This is a genomic window from Sphingomonas colocasiae (assembly GCF_019880585.1).
Taxonomy (GTDB): Bacteria; Pseudomonadota; Alphaproteobacteria; order Sphingomonadales; family Sphingomonadaceae; genus Sphingobium_A; species Sphingobium_A colocasiae.
This window is the reverse complement of sequence record NZ_JAINVV010000009.1, coordinates 382810-399209: the sequence shown is the minus strand read 5'-3', so window position 1 is coordinate 399209 and position 16400 is coordinate 382810. Positions and strand designations below refer to the sequence as shown.

At 66.0% G+C, this 16400-nt stretch carries 17 protein-coding genes; 7 read left to right on the top strand and 10 right to left on the bottom strand.

All coding sequences use genetic code 11. The features are described from left to right. Positions 1 to 80: 80 nt before the first annotated feature. The gene (locus K7G82_RS20535; RefSeq protein ID WP_222991783.1) at positions 81 to 398 is read right to left on the bottom strand and encodes a CC_3452 family protein; all 318 of its coding nucleotides are present in this window, start codon (positions 396 to 398) and stop codon (positions 81 to 83) included. A gap of 118 nt (positions 399 to 516) precedes the next feature. Here K7G82_RS20535 and K7G82_RS20530 point away from each other — a divergent pair, with 118 nt between their 5' ends. Further along, positions 517 to 1017 (top strand): winged helix-turn-helix transcriptional regulator, encoded by a 501-nt coding sequence (locus K7G82_RS20530; RefSeq protein WP_222991782.1) that lies wholly within the window; start codon positions 517 to 519, stop codon positions 1015 to 1017. 195 nt (positions 1018 to 1212) lie between these two features. Here K7G82_RS20530 and rpoZ read toward each other — a convergent pair whose 3' ends face one another. Further along, entirely contained in the window at positions 1213 to 1557 is a 345-nt protein-coding gene (rpoZ, locus tag K7G82_RS20525) for a DNA-directed RNA polymerase subunit omega (protein ID WP_222991781.1), read from the bottom strand. Positions 1558 to 1778: 221 nt separating this feature from the next. On the opposite strand from rpoZ, the gene K7G82_RS20520 reads away from it, so the two are divergent. Continuing rightward, a complete protein-coding gene (locus K7G82_RS20520; RefSeq protein WP_222991780.1) occupies positions 1779 to 2948 on the top strand; it encodes a phospholipase D-like domain-containing protein in 1170 nt (389 codons plus the stop codon). 3 nt (positions 2949 to 2951) lie between these two features. Here K7G82_RS20520 and K7G82_RS20515 read toward each other — a convergent pair whose 3' ends face one another. Beyond that, entirely contained in the window at positions 2952 to 3578 is a 627-nt protein-coding gene (locus tag K7G82_RS20515) for a class I SAM-dependent methyltransferase (RefSeq protein ID WP_425517295.1), read from the bottom strand. 129 nt (positions 3579 to 3707) lie between these two features. Here K7G82_RS20515 and K7G82_RS20510 point away from each other — a divergent pair, with 129 nt between their 5' ends. Beyond that, positions 3708 to 5030 carry an MFS transporter gene (locus tag K7G82_RS20510; protein ID WP_246623722.1) on the top strand — a complete coding sequence of 441 codons (1323 nt, stop codon included), beginning with the start codon at positions 3708 to 3710 and terminating at the stop codon, positions 5028 to 5030. On the opposite strand, the gene K7G82_RS20505 is transcribed toward K7G82_RS20510, so the two are convergent. Next, positions 4999 to 7296 carry a CDC48 family AAA ATPase gene (locus tag K7G82_RS20505; protein ID WP_222991779.1) on the bottom strand — a complete coding sequence of 766 codons (2298 nt, stop codon included), beginning with the start codon at positions 7294 to 7296 and terminating at the stop codon, positions 4999 to 5001. The two genes, K7G82_RS20510 and K7G82_RS20505, sit on opposite strands and share 32 nt — an antisense overlap. Positions 7297 to 7564: 268 nt before the next feature. Here K7G82_RS20505 and K7G82_RS20500 point away from each other — a divergent pair, with 268 nt between their 5' ends. Then, a complete protein-coding gene (locus K7G82_RS20500; protein ID WP_222991778.1) occupies positions 7565 to 8467 on the top strand; it encodes a LysR substrate-binding domain-containing protein in 903 nt (300 codons plus the stop codon). Positions 8468 to 8508: 41 nt separating this feature from the next. On the opposite strand, the gene K7G82_RS20495 is transcribed toward K7G82_RS20500, so the two are convergent. Next, a complete protein-coding gene (locus K7G82_RS20495; RefSeq protein ID WP_222991777.1) occupies positions 8509 to 8955 on the bottom strand; it encodes a peptidylprolyl isomerase in 447 nt (148 codons plus the stop codon). A gap of 144 nt (positions 8956 to 9099) precedes the next feature. Here K7G82_RS20495 and mgtE point away from each other — a divergent pair, with 144 nt between their 5' ends. From mgtE to K7G82_RS20480, 3 genes are all read left to right on the top strand, one after another. Continuing rightward, a complete protein-coding gene (gene mgtE, locus K7G82_RS20490) occupies positions 9100 to 10533 on the top strand; it encodes a magnesium transporter (protein ID WP_222991776.1) in 1434 nt (477 codons plus the stop codon). A gap of 153 nt (positions 10534 to 10686) precedes the next feature. Then, entirely contained in the window at positions 10687 to 11094 is a 408-nt protein-coding gene (locus K7G82_RS20485) for a DUF1489 family protein (RefSeq protein WP_222991775.1), read from the top strand. 58 nt (positions 11095 to 11152) lie between these two features. Beyond that, positions 11153 to 11704: a response regulator transcription factor gene (locus K7G82_RS20480; protein WP_222991774.1), complete on the top strand. Its 552-nt coding sequence runs from the start codon at positions 11153 to 11155 to the stop codon at positions 11702 to 11704. Positions 11705 to 11720: 16 nt separating this feature from the next. On the opposite strand, the gene K7G82_RS20475 is transcribed toward K7G82_RS20480, so the two are convergent. Genes K7G82_RS20475 through argH form a run of 5 tightly spaced genes read right to left on the bottom strand, consistent with a single transcriptional unit; the run spans position 11721 to position 16399 of the window. Further along, on the bottom strand, positions 11721 to 12677 hold the full coding sequence (locus K7G82_RS20475; RefSeq protein WP_222991773.1) for a zinc transporter ZntB: 957 nt from the start codon (positions 12675 to 12677) through the stop codon (positions 11721 to 11723). After that, entirely contained in the window at positions 12674 to 13444 is a 771-nt protein-coding gene (locus tag K7G82_RS20470; protein ID WP_222991772.1) for a precorrin-2 dehydrogenase/sirohydrochlorin ferrochelatase family protein, read from the bottom strand. The genes K7G82_RS20475 and K7G82_RS20470 overlap by 4 nt, the downstream gene beginning before the upstream one ends. A 54-nt stretch (positions 13445 to 13498) precedes the next feature. After that, positions 13499 to 14770 (bottom strand): diaminopimelate decarboxylase, encoded by a 1272-nt coding sequence (gene lysA / locus K7G82_RS20465; RefSeq protein ID WP_222991771.1) that lies wholly within the window; start codon positions 14768 to 14770, stop codon positions 13499 to 13501. Between the two features lie 4 nt (positions 14771 to 14774). Continuing rightward, the gene (locus K7G82_RS20460) at positions 14775 to 15026 is read right to left on the bottom strand and encodes an LptM family lipoprotein (protein ID WP_222991770.1); all 252 of its coding nucleotides are present in this window, start codon (positions 15024 to 15026) and stop codon (positions 14775 to 14777) included. Then, the gene (gene argH, locus K7G82_RS20455; protein ID WP_222991769.1) at positions 15023 to 16399 is read right to left on the bottom strand and encodes an argininosuccinate lyase; all 1377 of its coding nucleotides are present in this window, start codon (positions 16397 to 16399) and stop codon (positions 15023 to 15025) included. Before argH ends, K7G82_RS20460 begins: the two co-directional genes overlap by 4 nt. Position 16400 lies beyond the last annotated feature (1 nt).

The window sequence follows — 16400 nt, the reverse complement described above, 5'->3', positions numbered from 1 at the left end:
ACTAGGGTTGCAAAAAAGCGGCACGCGATCGGGGGATCGCGTGCCGCATCATCGCAACAACCTGGGAAGAGGGGTTCTGCTCAGGCCTTGGCGTTGCACTTGGCGAGCGCATCGGCGTCGAACTGCTCGGCGCCGGCGCGGAAGGATTCGATCTGCCCGACTTCCTTGACGAGCGATTCGCAGACAAAGGCCGCGCGGCTCTTGCCCTTGGTGTTCGACGCGCAGCCATCGGCGCCACATTTCCAGACGGTGTCGCGCACGACGAGCTTCGACGCGCTGGAGGCAGCGACGGGCTTGGCCGAATAAAATGCGCCGGAGGGCTGCGCGCTGGCCGCCGTGGCGGACAGCAACAGAACGGATATGGCCGCCGAGGCGGCCAGGGAAGCGGTGCGGAGCATGGGGAGGCCCTTTCGAACGATTTAAGTTGCGAATCACTACTTACCAAGCTAGATTTTTAGTTGCAACTGAAAACTGAAATTTTTTGCGCGACCGATTTTTTTGAGTTAGGCTGGGACCATGGGATTGAGAGAACCGCTCAAGCTGATCGCCGAGGATTGCGGGCTGCCGGTGGCGCTGGAGGCGATGGGCGAGCGCTGGTCGTTCATGATCCTGCGTGCCGCCTTCAACCGCATCTATCATTTCGAGGAGTTCCAGTCGGAACTCGGAATCGCGCGCAATATCCTGGCGAACCGGCTCTCACGGCTGGTCGATCACGGCATATTGATGCGCAACCCTTGCCCCGACGATCGTCGCAAGATCGAATATCGGCTGACCGAAAAGGGCCTGGCGCTGTTGCCGGCGATGATCGCGCTCCGCCAATGGGGCGAGCAATGGGGATCGGGCATTCCGTCGACGCCGGTGCTCGTCGATGAGCGCGACCATCAGCCGATCCGGCCGGTCACCATCCGCGCGCATGACGATCGTGTGCTGGGCGCGCAGGATCTGTGCTGGCGACAGGCCGAGGAGATTCGGCCGCTCAGCATGTCGCGCGAGGAAGAAGCGCAGGCGGCCGAATAGCAGCAAAAAAAAGTCGATGGAACTTACATTGTCATTCCCGCGAACGCGGGAATCCAGACGATGTCAATCATAGCGCTCTACGCCACTGGATTCCCGCGTTCGCGGGAATGACAAGAGGACCGGATCGCCCAGGCCATCCAATCATATCAAGCGTGAAGCGCGACCGCCGTCTTTCGACGGCAGTCCTGCACCAGTTCAGCCGTCGTAATCGGCGCCCAGATTCTGGTTGCGCGGCGGCGCGGCGGCGGTGAGGCGAAGCGCCTCGGCCGACTGGCTCAGCGAGCCGATCTCGTCCGCGACATCGTCGTCGTCGATCTGGACGCGCTGCAGGTTGGAAACCACCGCTTCGCTGAGATCTTCGGGGTGAACCGTCTCGTCGGCGATCTCGCGCAGGGCGACGACCGGATTCTTGTCACGGTCGCGATCGATGGTCAGCTCCGCGCCGCCCGAGATCTGGCGCGCGCGCTGTGCCGCGAGCAGAACCAGATCGAAGCGGTTCGGAATCTTGTCGACGCAATCTTCGACAGTAACGCGCGCCATAGTCGCTCCACCAATCCTCTAGGCGATTTCACGTCGGATATCATCCGATGAGTCGGAAATCACGGAAAACAAGCCATAAGCATAGTCTGTCTCGCTGTCATCCAGGCAAGCCAGGCTCTGCTGATATCGGAAAGGCGGCGAGGTAGCGACGACGGCGCCGGATGTCAAGGAAATGCGGCTTTTCCCTTGCTCTCCGCGCCTTGCACACCCATGAATCGGATATGGCTTTGGCGGCTCCGATCGTGATCGACGACGTTCCCGCGCTGGACGGCAACCGGCTGGAACTGGTCGTCGACGGCCCTGCGAGCTGGGCGGCGCTGATCGCGCTGATCGAAGGCGCCAGGACCAGCCTCAAACTCTATTATTACATCTTCGAGGGGGATGAATCCGGCCGGGCGGTGCGCGAGGCGCTGCTCGACGCGATCAATCGCGGCGTTTCCGTGTCGCTGATCGTCGATGGTTTCGGCAGCAGCAACACGCCCCCCGCGTTCTTCGCGCCGCTCGTCGAGGCCGGATGCGACACCTGCCGTTTCCTGCCGCGTTTCGGCCGGCGCTATCTGCTGCGCAACCACCAGAAGATGGCGATCGCCGATGGCCGTGTCGCGATCATCGGCGGATTCAATATCGCCGACGATTATTTCCGGCCGCCCTCGGCGGGCGGCTGGCACGATCTCGGTCTGGAGATCGAAGGGCCGGCGGTCCATTGGCTTTCGCGCTATTTCGACGCGTTGATGATCTGGGCGCGGCTGGAGCGCCCGAGCCTGCGCCGGCTGCGCAAGTTGTTGCGCACGATGCAGCATCATGCGCGCGGGCGGCTGCAATGGCTGCTGGGCGGGCCGACGCGCCGGCTGAGCGCCTGGGCGCGATCGGTGAAGCACGATCTGGAACATGCCCGTTCGGCGGACATGATCGAGGCCTATTTCTCGCCGGGCCGTTCGATGCTCAAGCGTATCAAGCGCGTGGTGAAGCGTGGCGGCCGCTCGCGGATCGTGACCGCGCGCCTGTCGGACAATGGTGCGACGGTCGGCGCCGCGCGTTTCCTCTATGGCGGGCTGCTGCGGCGTGATGTCGAGGTCTATGAATATCTGCCGGCGAAGCTGCACATGAAGCTGATCGTGATCGACGACGTCACCTATATCGGATCCGCCAATTTCGACATGCGCAGCCTGTTCCTGAATCTGGAACTGATGCTCCGGATCGACGATGCGGCGTTCGCCGCCCGGATGCGCGCCTTTTTCGAGGCCGAACTCGCCGATTGTGAGCGGATCACGCCGGAAATCCACAAGGCGAATGCGGGTTTCCTCAATCGCATGAAATGGGCGCTGTCCTATCTGGTGGTCGGCGTGGCCGACTATACGGTGACGCGCCGGCTCAATTTCGGGCTGGACTGACGCCTAATCCTTCCAGGCCCAATAGAGCTGGGCGGGGGGCACGTTCCACCACTCGATCGCGTGGTCGATGCGCTCGAAATTCGGTGCCAGGAAGTCGTGGACCTTGGGGGAGAATTGATAGACGAGGAACGCGCCGCCCGGGCGGATCGCCGCGGCGGTCTCCTCGGCGATCTTCGGGCCGATGCCGGCGGGCAGGGTGGAGAAGGGCAGGCCGGACAGCACATAATCGGCATGTTCGGCGCCATGTTCGGCGATGATGCGGCGAACGTCCGCTGCCGATCCCAGCACGGGCACGAAGCGCGGATCGGGAATTTCCTCGCTCAGATAGGCGATGAAATCGGGATTGGTGTCGATCGCGATCAGCTTCGCGTCATTGGGAAGCTTCTTGAGCACCGGCCGGCAGAAGGTGCCGACACCCGGGCCATATTCGACGAAGATCTTGGTATTGGCCCAGTCGACCGGACCGAGCATCTTCGCGATGGTCGCATCGGACGACGGGATGATCGATCCCACCATCACCGGGTGCTTCAGAAAACCTTTGAAAAACATCGCCAAGGGGCCGGTTCGCCGCGTCATACGCCGCATCCAGGCGGGAAGCTTGCGCCCGGTCTTCGCGGATGATGCGGTCATGTAATCCCCTTTGGGCGTTTATCGAAACACTGGCAGTCGCAAATAAACCGGCCTTGTTCAAGCATCTCTAAACGCTTCCGTCGCCAAGCCTATCCTTCCTTGCGCCAGTCCGGCGCACTATCAGGCCGCATGGACGCGAATCGGACAGGGGAGGACGCGGCCGCGATGGTGGCCGATCGTGAGCGCAGACGCGATTTCGGCCTGCTTTTCGTCGTCATGCTGACGGTGGCGGCGGGCAATACCGCGATGCAATCGGTCCTGCCTGCGCTTGGCCGATCCTTGGGGGTAATGGACAGCGCGGTCGCGGCGGCCTTTTCGGTCTCGGCGGCGATCTGGGTGTTCGCGGCGCCGTTCTGGGCGAAACGGCTCGATCGCTACGGGCAGAGACGGCTGGTCATCACCGGCATGATCGGCTTCACCATCTCGACCCTGGCATGCGGATTGTTCCTGGCGGCCGGCATTCTCGGCTGGATCACGCCGGCCGCGGCATTCCTGTTGTTCATCCTCGGCCGGCTGATCTACGGCGCGTTCGGATCGGCGACGCCGCCCGCGGCGCAGGCGATGGTCGCGGTGCGCACCACCCGCGCCGAACGGACCAAGGCGCTGACCCTGCTTGCCTCCGCCTTCGGCCTCGGCACGATCCTGGGCCCCGCGCTTTCGCCCTATCTGTTGTTGCCGGTGGTGACGATGGCGGGGCCGGCCTTCGTCTTCACGGTCGTCGGCATCGCGGTCGTGATCGCTGCGGCGAAGCTGCTGCCCGACGATCGCCCGGCGATCGACGAGGATGCCCGCGGCGCCGCCGTGGCCTATCCCACGATCGGCGGGCAATCATCGGGCGCGAGCGTGACCGCGGCGACGGCAGGGCCGTCGCGCGATGTGCGACTGCGCGATGCACGGATCTGGCCATGGATGCTTGCCGGGCTGGTGATGGGCCATGCCCAGGCGATGACCGGGCAGACGATCGGTTTCCTGTTGATCGATCGATTGGGCGGTGGGCTGAGCGACGCGCTCCAGTCGACCGGGCTGGTGCTGATGATGGGGGCCGGGGCGGCGCTGCTCGCGCAATGGGGCCTGATCCCCATCCTCAATCTGGCGCCGCGCGCGTTGATCCTGATCGGCCTCGCGCTGTCGGCGGCGGGATGCGTGCTGCTCGGCATCGCCGATTCGCTCCACGGCATCGCCACCGCCTATGCGCTCGCCTCGCTCGGCTTCGGCTTTGTCCGGCCGGGATTCACCGCCGGCTCGTCGCTGGCGGTGGGCGCGAATGAGCAGGGATCGGTCGCCGGCAAGACCACGGCGATCAACGGTGCGGCGTTCGTCTTCGGCCCCTCGCTGGGCGTCGGCCTGTACGAGGTCTGGCGGCCGCTGCCCTATGGCATCGCGGCCGCCGCGCTCGTGCTGCTGATGGCCTATGTCTGGTTCAATCTGCGCCCTTCGGCCCACGAGGCTTGAGCATCCCTGGCGCGACGAAACCGATCGGATCGAGCTTCAAGGCATTCTGCTTCAGTTTCGACGCGATCGTCTCATATTCCTGTTCCATCTCGGGCGTGACGGATGCGCGCGTCTCGTCGAACGCCTTTTCGAAATGGTCCATGGTCACCTGCTTGACGTCGAGCGACTGGCGCAGCGCCGACAGGCCGGCGCGGCGAACCAGATCCTCCAGATCGGCGCCGGTGAAGCGCTCGGTGCGTTCCGCGATCTCGTCCAGGTCGACATCCTTGCCCAGCGGCATGCGGCCGGTGTGGATCGCCAGGATGCGCCGACGTCCGCTTCGATCGGGCACGGGCACATAGATCAACTCGTCGAAACGACCCGGGCGCAGCAATGCGGGATCGACCAGATTGGGGCGATTGGTCGCGCCGATCACCACCACCGATTGCAATTCCTCCAGCCCGTCCATCTCCGAGAGGATGGTGTTGACCACGCGCTCGGTCACCTGCGGTTCGCCCAGCCCGTTGCCGCGCGCGGGGACAAGGCTGTCGAGCTCGTCGAAGAAGATCACGGTCGGCGCCACTTGGCGCGCGCGCGCGAACAGGCGGGCGATCTGCTGCTCGCTCTCGCCATACCATTTGCTCAGCAGGTCCGATGATTTGGTCGCGATGAAATTGGCCTGCGCCTCGCGCGCCACCGCCTTGGCGAGCAGGGTCTTGCCCGTGCCTGGCGGACCATAGAGCAGAAAGCCCTTGGCCGGACGGATACCGAGCCGGCGGAACGCGTCGGGATCCTTCAGCGGAAGCTCCACGCCTTCCTTCAACCGTTCCTGCGCGACGTCGAGCCCGCCGATATCGTCCCAGCGCGTCGTCGGCATCTGGACCATCACTTCGCGCATGGCTGAGGGCTGGACGCGCTTGATGGCGGCCATGAAATCCTCGCGCGTCACCGACAGCGTATCGAGCACATCTGCGGGAATCGATCCTTCCGACAGATCGATCCTGGGCATGATGCGCCGGACCGCCTCGATCGCGGCCTCGCGCGCAAGTGCCGCTAGATCGGCGCCGACGAAGCCATAGGTCATCCGCGCGAGTTCGCTCAGGTCCACCTTGTCGCCCAGCGGCATGCCGCGCGTGTGGATGCCCATGATCTCGCGGCGGCCACGCTCGTCAGGCACGCCGACCACGATTTCGCGGTCGAACCGGCCGGGACGGCGCAGCGCCTCGTCGATCGCCTCGGGGCGGTTGGTCGCGGCGATCACCACCAGGTTCACGCGCGCTTCCAGCCCGTCCATCAGTGTCAGCAACTGCGCGACCAGGCGTTTCTCGGTTTCGCCCTGCACCTGTCCGCGCTTGGGCGCGATCGAATCGATCTCGTCGATGAACAGGATCGACGGGGCGGATTTGGTCGCCTGCTCGAACACGTCGCGCAGCCGCTTCTCGCTCTCGCCATAGGCGGAGCCCATGATTTCCGGGCCGTTGATCAGGAAGAATTCGGCGTCGCTTTCATTGGCGACCGCGCGCGCCAGCCGCGTCTTGCCGGTTCCCGGCGGGCCGTGCAGCAGCACCCCGCGCGGCGGATCGACGCCCAGCCGCTGGAAGAGTTCGGGATAGCGCAGCGGCAGCTCCACCATCTCGCGAAGCTGGTCGATCGTGCCCGCCATGCCGCCGATATCGTCATAGGTGACGTCGGCGCGCCGCGATTCCTTGGGCTCGGTATATTCGGGAAGCAGTTCGACCTCGGTCTCCGGGTCGATATGGACGATGCCCTTGGGCACCGTCGAGATCACTGCAAGGCGGATCTCCTGCAGGGCATAGGCGGGTGCCGCCAGCATCTGGCGAAGCTGGGCGGGCATCGCGCCCTGATCCACCTGCTGTTGCCCGGCGGTCGCCACCGTGTCGCCGGCGGCGAGCGGACGGCCGATGAAGCTGCGCTTCAGCGCGTTGGAGGAACCGTGCAGCCGAAGATTTTGTTGTGCAGGTGCGAACACGACGCGCTGCGCGGGGCGTGATTCACCTTTGCGGATCTCGACGAAGTCGCCCGATCCGACGCCGGCATTGGCGCGCTGCAAACCGTCGAGCCGGATCAGGTCCAGCCCTTCATCCTCGCGATAGGGGCCGACGGCGCGCGCGGGGGTGACGCGCTTGCCGACGATTTCGATGACGTCGCCTTCGGCCAGGCCCAGTGCCTGCATCGCCGCGCGGGACAGGCGAGCCAGCCCGCGCCCGCTGTCTTCGGGCCGGGCATTGGCTACCTGGATACGGTGCCCGGTCTCAGCTTCGGCCATAGTCACGCTCTCCCCTCGATCGGTTCGAAACCGGAAAGATAGGGGCGGGGTTCCGGGCTTGCGAGCCCAAGCCAAAAAAAAGGCCGATCCCGAAGGACCGGCCCTTGAAAGTTTTAGGAGAGGATGCCTGAAAGGCAGGATCAATTTGCGTTGCAGTACGAAATTGTGCAAGTGCGAAAAGGAATTTGTTGATTGCAAAGAATGCACTCATGGATTCCTGATACACGCGCGCTACAAAGCGCGGACTGGATAGGACCCTGGGATCAAAATGCGGCGATTGCCTCCATTGACGGCGCTCGAGGCGTTTCTGCAAGTCGCGCGGCTCGGCTCGATCAAGGCTGCGGCCGAGGATCTTTCACTGTCGTCGCCGGCGCTCAGCCGGCGCGTGCAGGCGCTCGAACGCTTTCTGGGCAAGCCGCTTTTCCATCGCCGGCACCAGTCGCTCGCGCTGACCGAAGATGGCGAGAAGCTGCTCCATCAAGTGGCGCCCGCGATCGACATGCTGTCGCTCGCGATCGAGGGCATGTCGAACAGCGCCGATGTGATGCGGTTGCGGCTGGGCATCCTGCCGCTGTTCGCCTCGCAAAAGCTGATGCCGCATCTGCCCGAACTGCGCGCGCGCCATCCCGGCCTGCATCTCGATATCGACACGGCCGCGCACAGCCTGTCGCGGCTGGGCGAAGGGCTCGACGTCGCGATCCCGCTGGCGCGGGAGATCGATCCCGCGCTCTATGCGCGCCGGCTCGGCCGCAACCTGATCTGCCCGATCGCGAGCCGCGCCACGACCGAGGGGCCGGATGCGATCCGTACGCCCGCGGATCTCGCGCGCACCACGGTGCTGATCCATCGCGACATGGCGGAGACCTTCGAAGTCTATCGCAACGCGATCGGATTGCCCGATCTGACGCCGCTGTCGATCGACCAATATGATTCGGGACAATTGATCCTGGAGGCCGCGGCGGCCGGGCTCGGCGTGGCCTTCATGCTCGAAAGCCATCTGGCGGATGCGCAGGATGATCGGCTGGTGCGGCTGTTCGACCATGTCGTCGAAAGCCCATACAGCTATTGGTTCGCTTGCCGCCCGCGCGCGCTGGAAATGCGCCCGGTGCGGATCTTCCACGATTGGCTGGTCGATCTGTTCGGCGGCGACGTGGAGCGGCCCGGCGTTTGACGGGCATATCGCCCCGGCGGTTGCCGGGGCGATGCCGAAATTCAGGCGGCGGTCGCCTTGACGATCTTGCCGGGTTCGCGCGGCGGCTCACCCTTGGGCAGCGCGTCGATATGCTCCATGCCCTCGGTCACTTCGCCCCAGACGGTATATTGGCCGTCGAGGAAGGTCGCATCGTCGAAGCAGATGAAGAACTGGCTGTTCGCGCTGTTCGGATTCTGCGCGCGCGCCATCGAGCAGACGCCACGGATATGCGGCTCGCGGCTGAACTCCGCCTTCAGGTCGGGCAGCTTCGAACCGCCCATGCCGGTACCGGTCGGATCGCCGCCCTGCGCCATGAAGCCGGGGATCACGCGGTGGAACACGACGCCATCATAAAAGCCCTCATTGGCGAGGGTCGTGATGCGCTCGACATGCCCGGGGGCGAGGTCGGGGCGCAGCTTGATGACGACATCGCCGCCTTCGAGCGTGAGGGTAAGCGTGTCGGCCATGGCAAAACTCCATCGGATCGCGGGAAAACGCCCATATAGGGCCATTATGGGGAAGCGGAAGAGGGCGTTGCATGGCGGCGGTTGCCTGATGCCGTAAGAGCGCCTAGGGCACGGAAATCGCGGCACGATCCGGCGGAGAACCGCATGAGCCTAGACGAGCTGAATCCGCCGCCGCCCGGCCATGAACAGGACGGGTCCGATGCGGGGCCGCCCGAAACCAGCCTGGATGCCGACGATCGGCTGAAGCCGGAATTCGTGAGCGCGGTGCTCGAACGCGTCGAGGAGGGCGATTCGGAAGGCGCCCGCGCGCTGGTCGAACCGCTTCACCCCGCCGACATCGCCGATTTGTTCGAACTGACCCCGGCGGAGGAGCGCCGCGCGCTCGCCGCCGCGATTTCGGACCTGCTCGACGCCGACGTCTTCGCCGAAATGAACGATTGGGTCCGCGAGGACCTGATCGACGCGCTCGATCCGCACGAAGTGGCGGAAATCGCGGGCGAACTCGATACCGACGACGCCGTCGCGATCATCGAGGACATGGAGGAGGACGACCAGCGCGCCGTTCTCCGCGCGCTGGCGCCCGACGATCGCGCCGCGATCGAAGAAGCGCTGAGCTATGGCGAGGAAACCGCCGGCCGCCTGATGCAGCGCGAGCTGATCGCGGTGCCCGAGCATTGGACGGTCGGCGACGTGCTCGACTATCTGCGCAGGAACGAGGATCTCACCACCGATTTCTGGGAGATCTTCGTGGTCGATACCGGCCACAAGCCGATCGGTGCTTGCGCGCTGTCGTGGATCCTCCGCACGCCGCGATCGATCGCCATCTCCGACGTCATGAAGCGCGAACAGACGCTGATCCCCGTCGATATGGATCAGGAGGAAGTCGCGCTCCGATTCCAGAAATACGCGCTGATCTCGGCGGCGGTGGTCGACGGCGCGGGCCGGCTGGTCGGCATGATCACCGTCGACGACGTGGTTCACATCATTCAGGAAGAGGCCGGGGAGGATATCCTCAAGCTGTCCGGCGCGGGTGAAGGCGACATCAACGAGCCGGTGCTCGACAGTTACAAGAGCCGTGTCCGCTGGCTGATCGCCAATCTGGGCACGGCCCTGGTCGCCGCGACCATCATCAGCCTGTTCGAAGGCACGATCAGCAAGATGGTGACGCTCGCCGCGCTGATGCCGATCGTCGCGGGCGTCGGCGGCAATGCCGGCACGCAGACCATGGCGGTCACCGTGCGCGCGCTTGCCACCAACCAGCTCACCCAGTCGAACACCTGGCGGACGATCCGGCGCGAGATTCGCGTCGCGATGCTCAACGGCGTCACCGTCGCCGCGGTGATCGGCGTCGGTGTCGCGCTGGTCTTCTCCAATCACCAGCTCGGCGCGGTCATCGCCGCGGCGATGCTCGCGAACATCCTGATCGCCGGCCTTGCGGGGGTTCTGATTCCATTGACGCTGGAAAAGCTCGACGCCGATCCCGCCGTGGCATCCTCGGTCTTCGTGACGATGATGACCGATTCAATGGGTTTTCTGGTCTTTCTCGGCCTCGCCAGCGCCAGCGGCCTGGTCCGTTAGAGCGATCTGCAGTTCGGAATCATCGAACGGCTCGAAAATCGCGGCAAAGCAAAACCTGGAGCATGCGATCCGCTTCCGGCGGATCACAGCATGTTCCAGGAATCTCGACGGACCCGGGTTGAACCCGGCGGACTGCGCCGCCAAATTGCACTTATGGCTCCGCTCAACATCACCAAGGTCGCGGTCGGCTGCGCCTCGCTCGACATATTGGCCGAACGCATCGCCGCGCGCGCCGAAAACGAGGTCGCGGTGGTGACGACGCGCTATCGCCCGACGCGTCATGCGGAACTGATCGGCGGATCGCTCTACTGGATCATCAAGCACCGGCTCGTCGCGCGGCAGGAGATACTGGGCTTCGCCGAGATGGAGGATTCGCGGCGCTGGCAGATCCTGGTCGCCGCGCGGCTGGTGCCGGTGCTCGAACGGCCGCGTCGCGCGCATCAGGGCTGGCGCTATCTGGAGGGCCAGGACGCGCCGGCCGATATCGATGCCGGGCATGGCGCGCTGGGCGAACTGCCCGCCGCGCTGCGCGGGGAGCTCTCGGCGCTGGCGTTGATCTGAATCCCGGGTTCCCGCTGTGTTAACCATTTTGTGACGGCTGCCGGGTTACGCCATCGGCATGGATCAGGCTTCGACTCATGCGCCCGGCGGCACCAGGGACATACTCGTCGTCGACGGGGATTCCGGAAGTCGCGACGAAATCGGCCGCAAGCTGATCCAGGGCGGCTATCGCGCGTCCCTGTGCTCGAGCGCGCGCGAAGCGCTCGATCGCATGCAGGGCCGCTGCTTCGATCTGATCCTGCTCGACATGGAACTGCGCGGCCAGGCCGGATTTTCGGTGCTGAGCGAGATCCGCTCGAATCATGCGACGACGCATGTGCCGGTCATGATGGTTTCGGCGAGGAACGATCCCGGCGCGGTGATCGAAGCGCTCAACGCCGGAGCCGACGATCATATCGCCAAACCCTTCGCGTTCGATGTGCTCGCCGCGCGCATGGAGCGGCTGATCGAACGCGCGCGCAATATCGCCGAACTGCGGCGGTCCAACATCGCGCTCGACGAACGCATCGCGCACCGCGCGATCGAGATCGGCGAATTGCGCGAGCGAATCGCGTTCATGCAGGCGGAACGCCAGCGGCTTCAGCAGCAGATCGACCGGATGAGCGCCTGACGGCCGGGGATCGCGGTCAGCGCCCCAGCCAATGCCGCGCGGCGAACCACGCGCTGATCGCCACGCCGATCGCCAGACAGACACCAACGACACCCCAGAACGCCCAGGGCGCCTCAGCGAAGGGTATGCCCTTCACATTCATGCCGAGAAGGCCGGTGATGAAGGTCAGCGGCAGGAACACCAGCGCGACGATCGAGATCATCAGCGCGCGCGAATCCATCAGTTCGGCGCGCAGGTCGGTCAATTCCTCATGCATCAGCGCCGCGCGTTCGCGCACCGCTTCCAGTTCCTCCGCCATCCGCGCGCAGCGATCGGCGGCCTCGCGCAGATGCATCCGGTCCTGTTCCTCCAGCCAGTCCGCATCGAGCGCCGAAAGCCGTTCGAGCGCCTGGCGCTGCGGCACGAGGAAGCGGCGATAGGCGATGGCCTTGGCACGCGCACGCGCGATCATCCGGCGCATCTTGTAGACGCCCTGTGCTTCCAGCGCGGTCTCGCAATCGTCGAGCGTATCGCCCAGCTCGGCGACCTGCGGATCGAGCTCGCGCGAGATCGCGGTGGCGATTTCGGAAATGAGGTCGCCGGGATCGCGCACCACGCCCCGCGCGACGGCCTCGCACACCGTGTCGATCGCCGACGGCGTGCGAAAGCACACCGAGATCACGCTGCCGCGCTGCGCCCAGATCCGGATCGAAACCAGCGCGTCGGGATCGTCCTCGGGCGTCTTGCCCAGCGCGCGCAGGTTGATCAGCGCGCCTTCGCCCATGGGTTCGCTGCGCGGCCGCGTCTCCTCCGCGATCAGCGCGCCGCGCGCGATCTCCGGGATTCCGCCGCGCGCGGCGAGCCATTCGAGCGATTCATGCTGGCGGCCATCCAGGTGGAACCAGACGAAATCGGCCGATCCGTTGGCCGCCGCTGCGGCATCGAGCGCGACCTTGCGACCGCCATCGCCATCCACGATCCAGGCGAAGGTCATGGCGCGGCCTTTCCGAGCAGATAGAGCGATAATCCCGCTGGCGGCGATGCCGGTGGCGCCGTCGCCACCGTCCGTGCGGCATCGGCGCGCGCGCGCGCCAGGATGCGGGGATGGATCGCCGGGCTATGGTAGACATGGTCGGCCTGACCGAGCAGCCGGGCTTCGCCGAGCGTAAGATCGTCGGGATCATCGGACCGCACGGTGATGAAGACCAGTCCGGCGGAAATGGCGTCCGACGGTGATTCGAGCCAGTCGTTCACCGTGTCGGCGGCATCGGCGCGCAATGGATCGAGCGGACCTTCGAGGGCCGCGTCGATCGCGCGGCGGCGGTCGGCGGCATCCGGCCAGCGCGTCCGGATCGCCCGCCGTGCGCGATCGAGCGCCACCGCGAGTCCGCCGAGCGATGCGGGCAGCAGCGCGTCGAGCCGTTGGCGCAGCGCCTTGGCAAGGCCCGCTGACGCTCCGCCCGTGCCGATCGCGATCATCACGGGATCGCGATCCACGATCGCGGGCAAGGTGAAATCGCAGAGTTTCGGGCGATCGGGCGCATTGACCAGGATGCCGCGCGCCTTCAGTCGGGCGGTCGCCGCCTCGGCTTCGGCATCATCCTCGATCGCGACGATCGCCAGCGCCGCCGTCACATCCTCGTTGGAGGGGATGGCGCCGGCGCGTTCGAGCAGGCGGCGTTTCGCCGCCGCCGCTTCGCCGTCACCCAGCAGGATGACCGGGCGATCGCGGAGCTTCAGGAAGACGGGCAGGCTGTGCATCGGCCCGCTTTTCGCGCGGCGCGCGGCGCTTGCCAAGTCCGCAAGCCGGCCTGTTCAGGCCTTGAGCCAATCCGGGATGGTTTCCGCCTCGATCAGCGCCTCCAGCGGCGGTCTCGGCCGCACCACCGCCCATTTGTCGCCCGACACCATCACCTCGGGCACCAGCGCGCGGCTGTTATAGGTGCCCGCCATGGTGGCGCCATAGGCGCCGGCCGAGAAGAAGGCGACCAGATCGCCATCGGACACGGCATCCATCTCGCGCGCGATCGCGAAGGTGTCGCCGCTTTCGCAGACCGGTCCCACGATATTCGCCACGATGCGTTCGCCGGTGGGTGCGATGGCGCGGATATCGTGCCAGGCATCGTACAGGCTCGGGCGCAGCAGATCGTTCATCGCCGCATCGACGATCACCCATGGGTGGGCGGCGCCATCCTTCACGCGGATCACGCGCGACAGCAGCAGGCCGGCATTGGCGACGATCAGCCGGCCGGGCTCGAACGCCAGTCTGACGCCCCAGCCCGTGGTCACGCGCTTCACCATCGCGCCGTAATCGGCGGGGCTCGGCGGCAGCGGCAGCGCGGGATTATAGGAAACGCCCAGCCCGCCGCCGAGATCGGCCAGGGTGATCGCATGGCCGGCGGCGCGGAGTTCAGTGATCAGCGTCCCAACCTTGGCGAAGGCGGCCTCGAGCGGGGCGAGGTCGGTGAGCTGGCTTCCGATATGGACCGCGACGCCCTGCGCCTTCAGTCCGGGAAGTGCTGACAGCCGGGCATAGGCCTCGGGCGCGGTATCGATCGGGATGCCGAACTTGTTCTCCGACTTGCCGGTGGAGATCTTGGCATGGGTACCGGCATCGACATCCGGATTGACGCGATAGGCGACGGCCACTTCGCGCCCCATCTCGCTCGCCACGGCGGAAAGCGTCACGGCCTCTGGCTCGGATTCCAGGTTGAACTGGCCGATGCCGTGCGACAGCGCGATCGCCATTTCCTCGCGCGTCTTGCCGACGCCTGAGAACACGATCTTTTCCGGCGCGATGCCGGCGGCCACCGCGCGCAGCAATTCGCCGGCCGATACGACGTCCGCGCCGAGCCCGGCGCGCGCCATCGCCGCGAGCACGGCGCCGTTGGGATTCGCCTTCACCGCGAAGGCGATCAGCGGCTCGCCTTCGCCGGCGCCGGCCAGCGCGTCGCGGAAGACGCGGATGTGCCGCTCGATCGTCGCCGCCGAATAGACATAGACGGGCGTGCCCACCGCGTCCGCGATCGCGGTCAGCGGAACATCCTCGGCGTGAAGCGCGCCGTCGCGAAGCGTGAAATAGTCCATGGGATCAATCCGTTGGCGGCAGGTCGAATCGGTCGTCCTGGCGGCGTTGCGAGCGCTTGAGCACTTCGTCGTTGCGATTGGGGCGTGCCTGCGAATCGGGAGTCACCAGTGCGTCCGAATCGGGCGCGGTCTCCGCCGTGGCGGGCTTTGCCGGTACCGGGTCGCCGGCCGGACGCGTGAGCGGCTTCTTGCTGCCGCACGCGGCCAGCGCGGCGCTGAGCGCGAACATCGTCAGGACGGCGAACGCTTTCTTCATTCGGTCATTCCCAGGCTGGTCCTGGCCTCGGCGATGCGTTCGCGCACCTGCGACGGCGCGGTGCCGCCATGGCTGGCGCGGCTCGCGACCGAGGCATCGACGCTCAATAGCGCGAAACAGCTTTCCGCGATACGCGGATCGACGGTCTGCAGCGCGTCGAGCGGCAACTGGTCGAGCCGGCAACCGCGATCCTCGGCCAGCTTGACCGCGCGGCCGGTGACATGGTGTGCCTCGCGGAATGGCAGGCCCGCCTCGCGGACCAGCCAGTCGGCGAGGTCGGTCGCGGTCGAAAAGCCGCTTTCGGCGAGCGCGCGCATGCGATCGGTGCGGAAAGTCGCGCTTTCGACCATGCCCGTCATCGCCGCGATCGACAGGCCGAGCAGGTCGTGCGCCTCGAACACCGGCGGCTTGTCGTCCTGCATGTCCTTCGAATAGGCGAGCGGCAGCCCCTTCATCGTGATGGTGAGCGCGGTCATGCAGCCCGCGATCCGCCCGGCATGGCCGCGCACCAGCTCGGCCGCGTCGGGATTGCGCTTTTGCGGCATGATCGACGATCCCGTCGACCATTGGTCCGACAGCGAGACGAAGCCGAAGGGCTGGCTCGCCCAGATGATGAATTCCTCCGCCAGCCGCGACAGGTGCAGGCTGCACTGGGTGGCGGCCATCAGATAGTCGAGCGCGAAATCGCGGTCGGATACCGAATCGAGCGAATTGGCGGTCGGCCCGTCGAAGCCGAGCGCGGCCGCCGTCATGTGGCGATCGATCGGATAGCCGGTGCCGGCAAGCGCCGCCGATCCCAGCGGGCATCGGTTCAGCCGGGCGCGCGCGTCGGTGAAGCGCGAACGATCGCGCGCGACCATCTCGTAATAGGCCATCAGATGATGGCCGAGCGTGACCGGCTGCGCCGACTGGAGATGGGTGAAGCCCGGCATCACGCTGTCGGCATGTTCGCCGGCGCGGGTGACGAGCGCGCGCTGAAGCGCGGCGAGGGCATCCTCGACCTGATCGATCGCGTCGCGCACCCACAGGCGGAAGTCGGTCGCGACCTGATCGTTGCGCGAGCGGGCGGTGTGGAGGCGGCCGGCGGTGGGGCCGATCAGCTCGGCCAGCCGGCTTTCCGTGACCATATGGATGTCTTCGAGCGCGAGATCCTCGGGAACGCCCTCGGCCGCATATTCCGCGGCGACTCGGTCGAGCCCGTCGCTGATCGCCTCGGCGTCGGCCGCCGCGACGATACCTTGCTTCGCCAGCATGGCGACATGCGCCTTGGATCCCGCGATGTCCTGCCTCCACAGGCGCTTGTCGAACGGAATCGACGCGTTAATCTCGCGCATCACCGAAGCCGGCCCTTCGCTGAAGCGCCCGCCCCACATG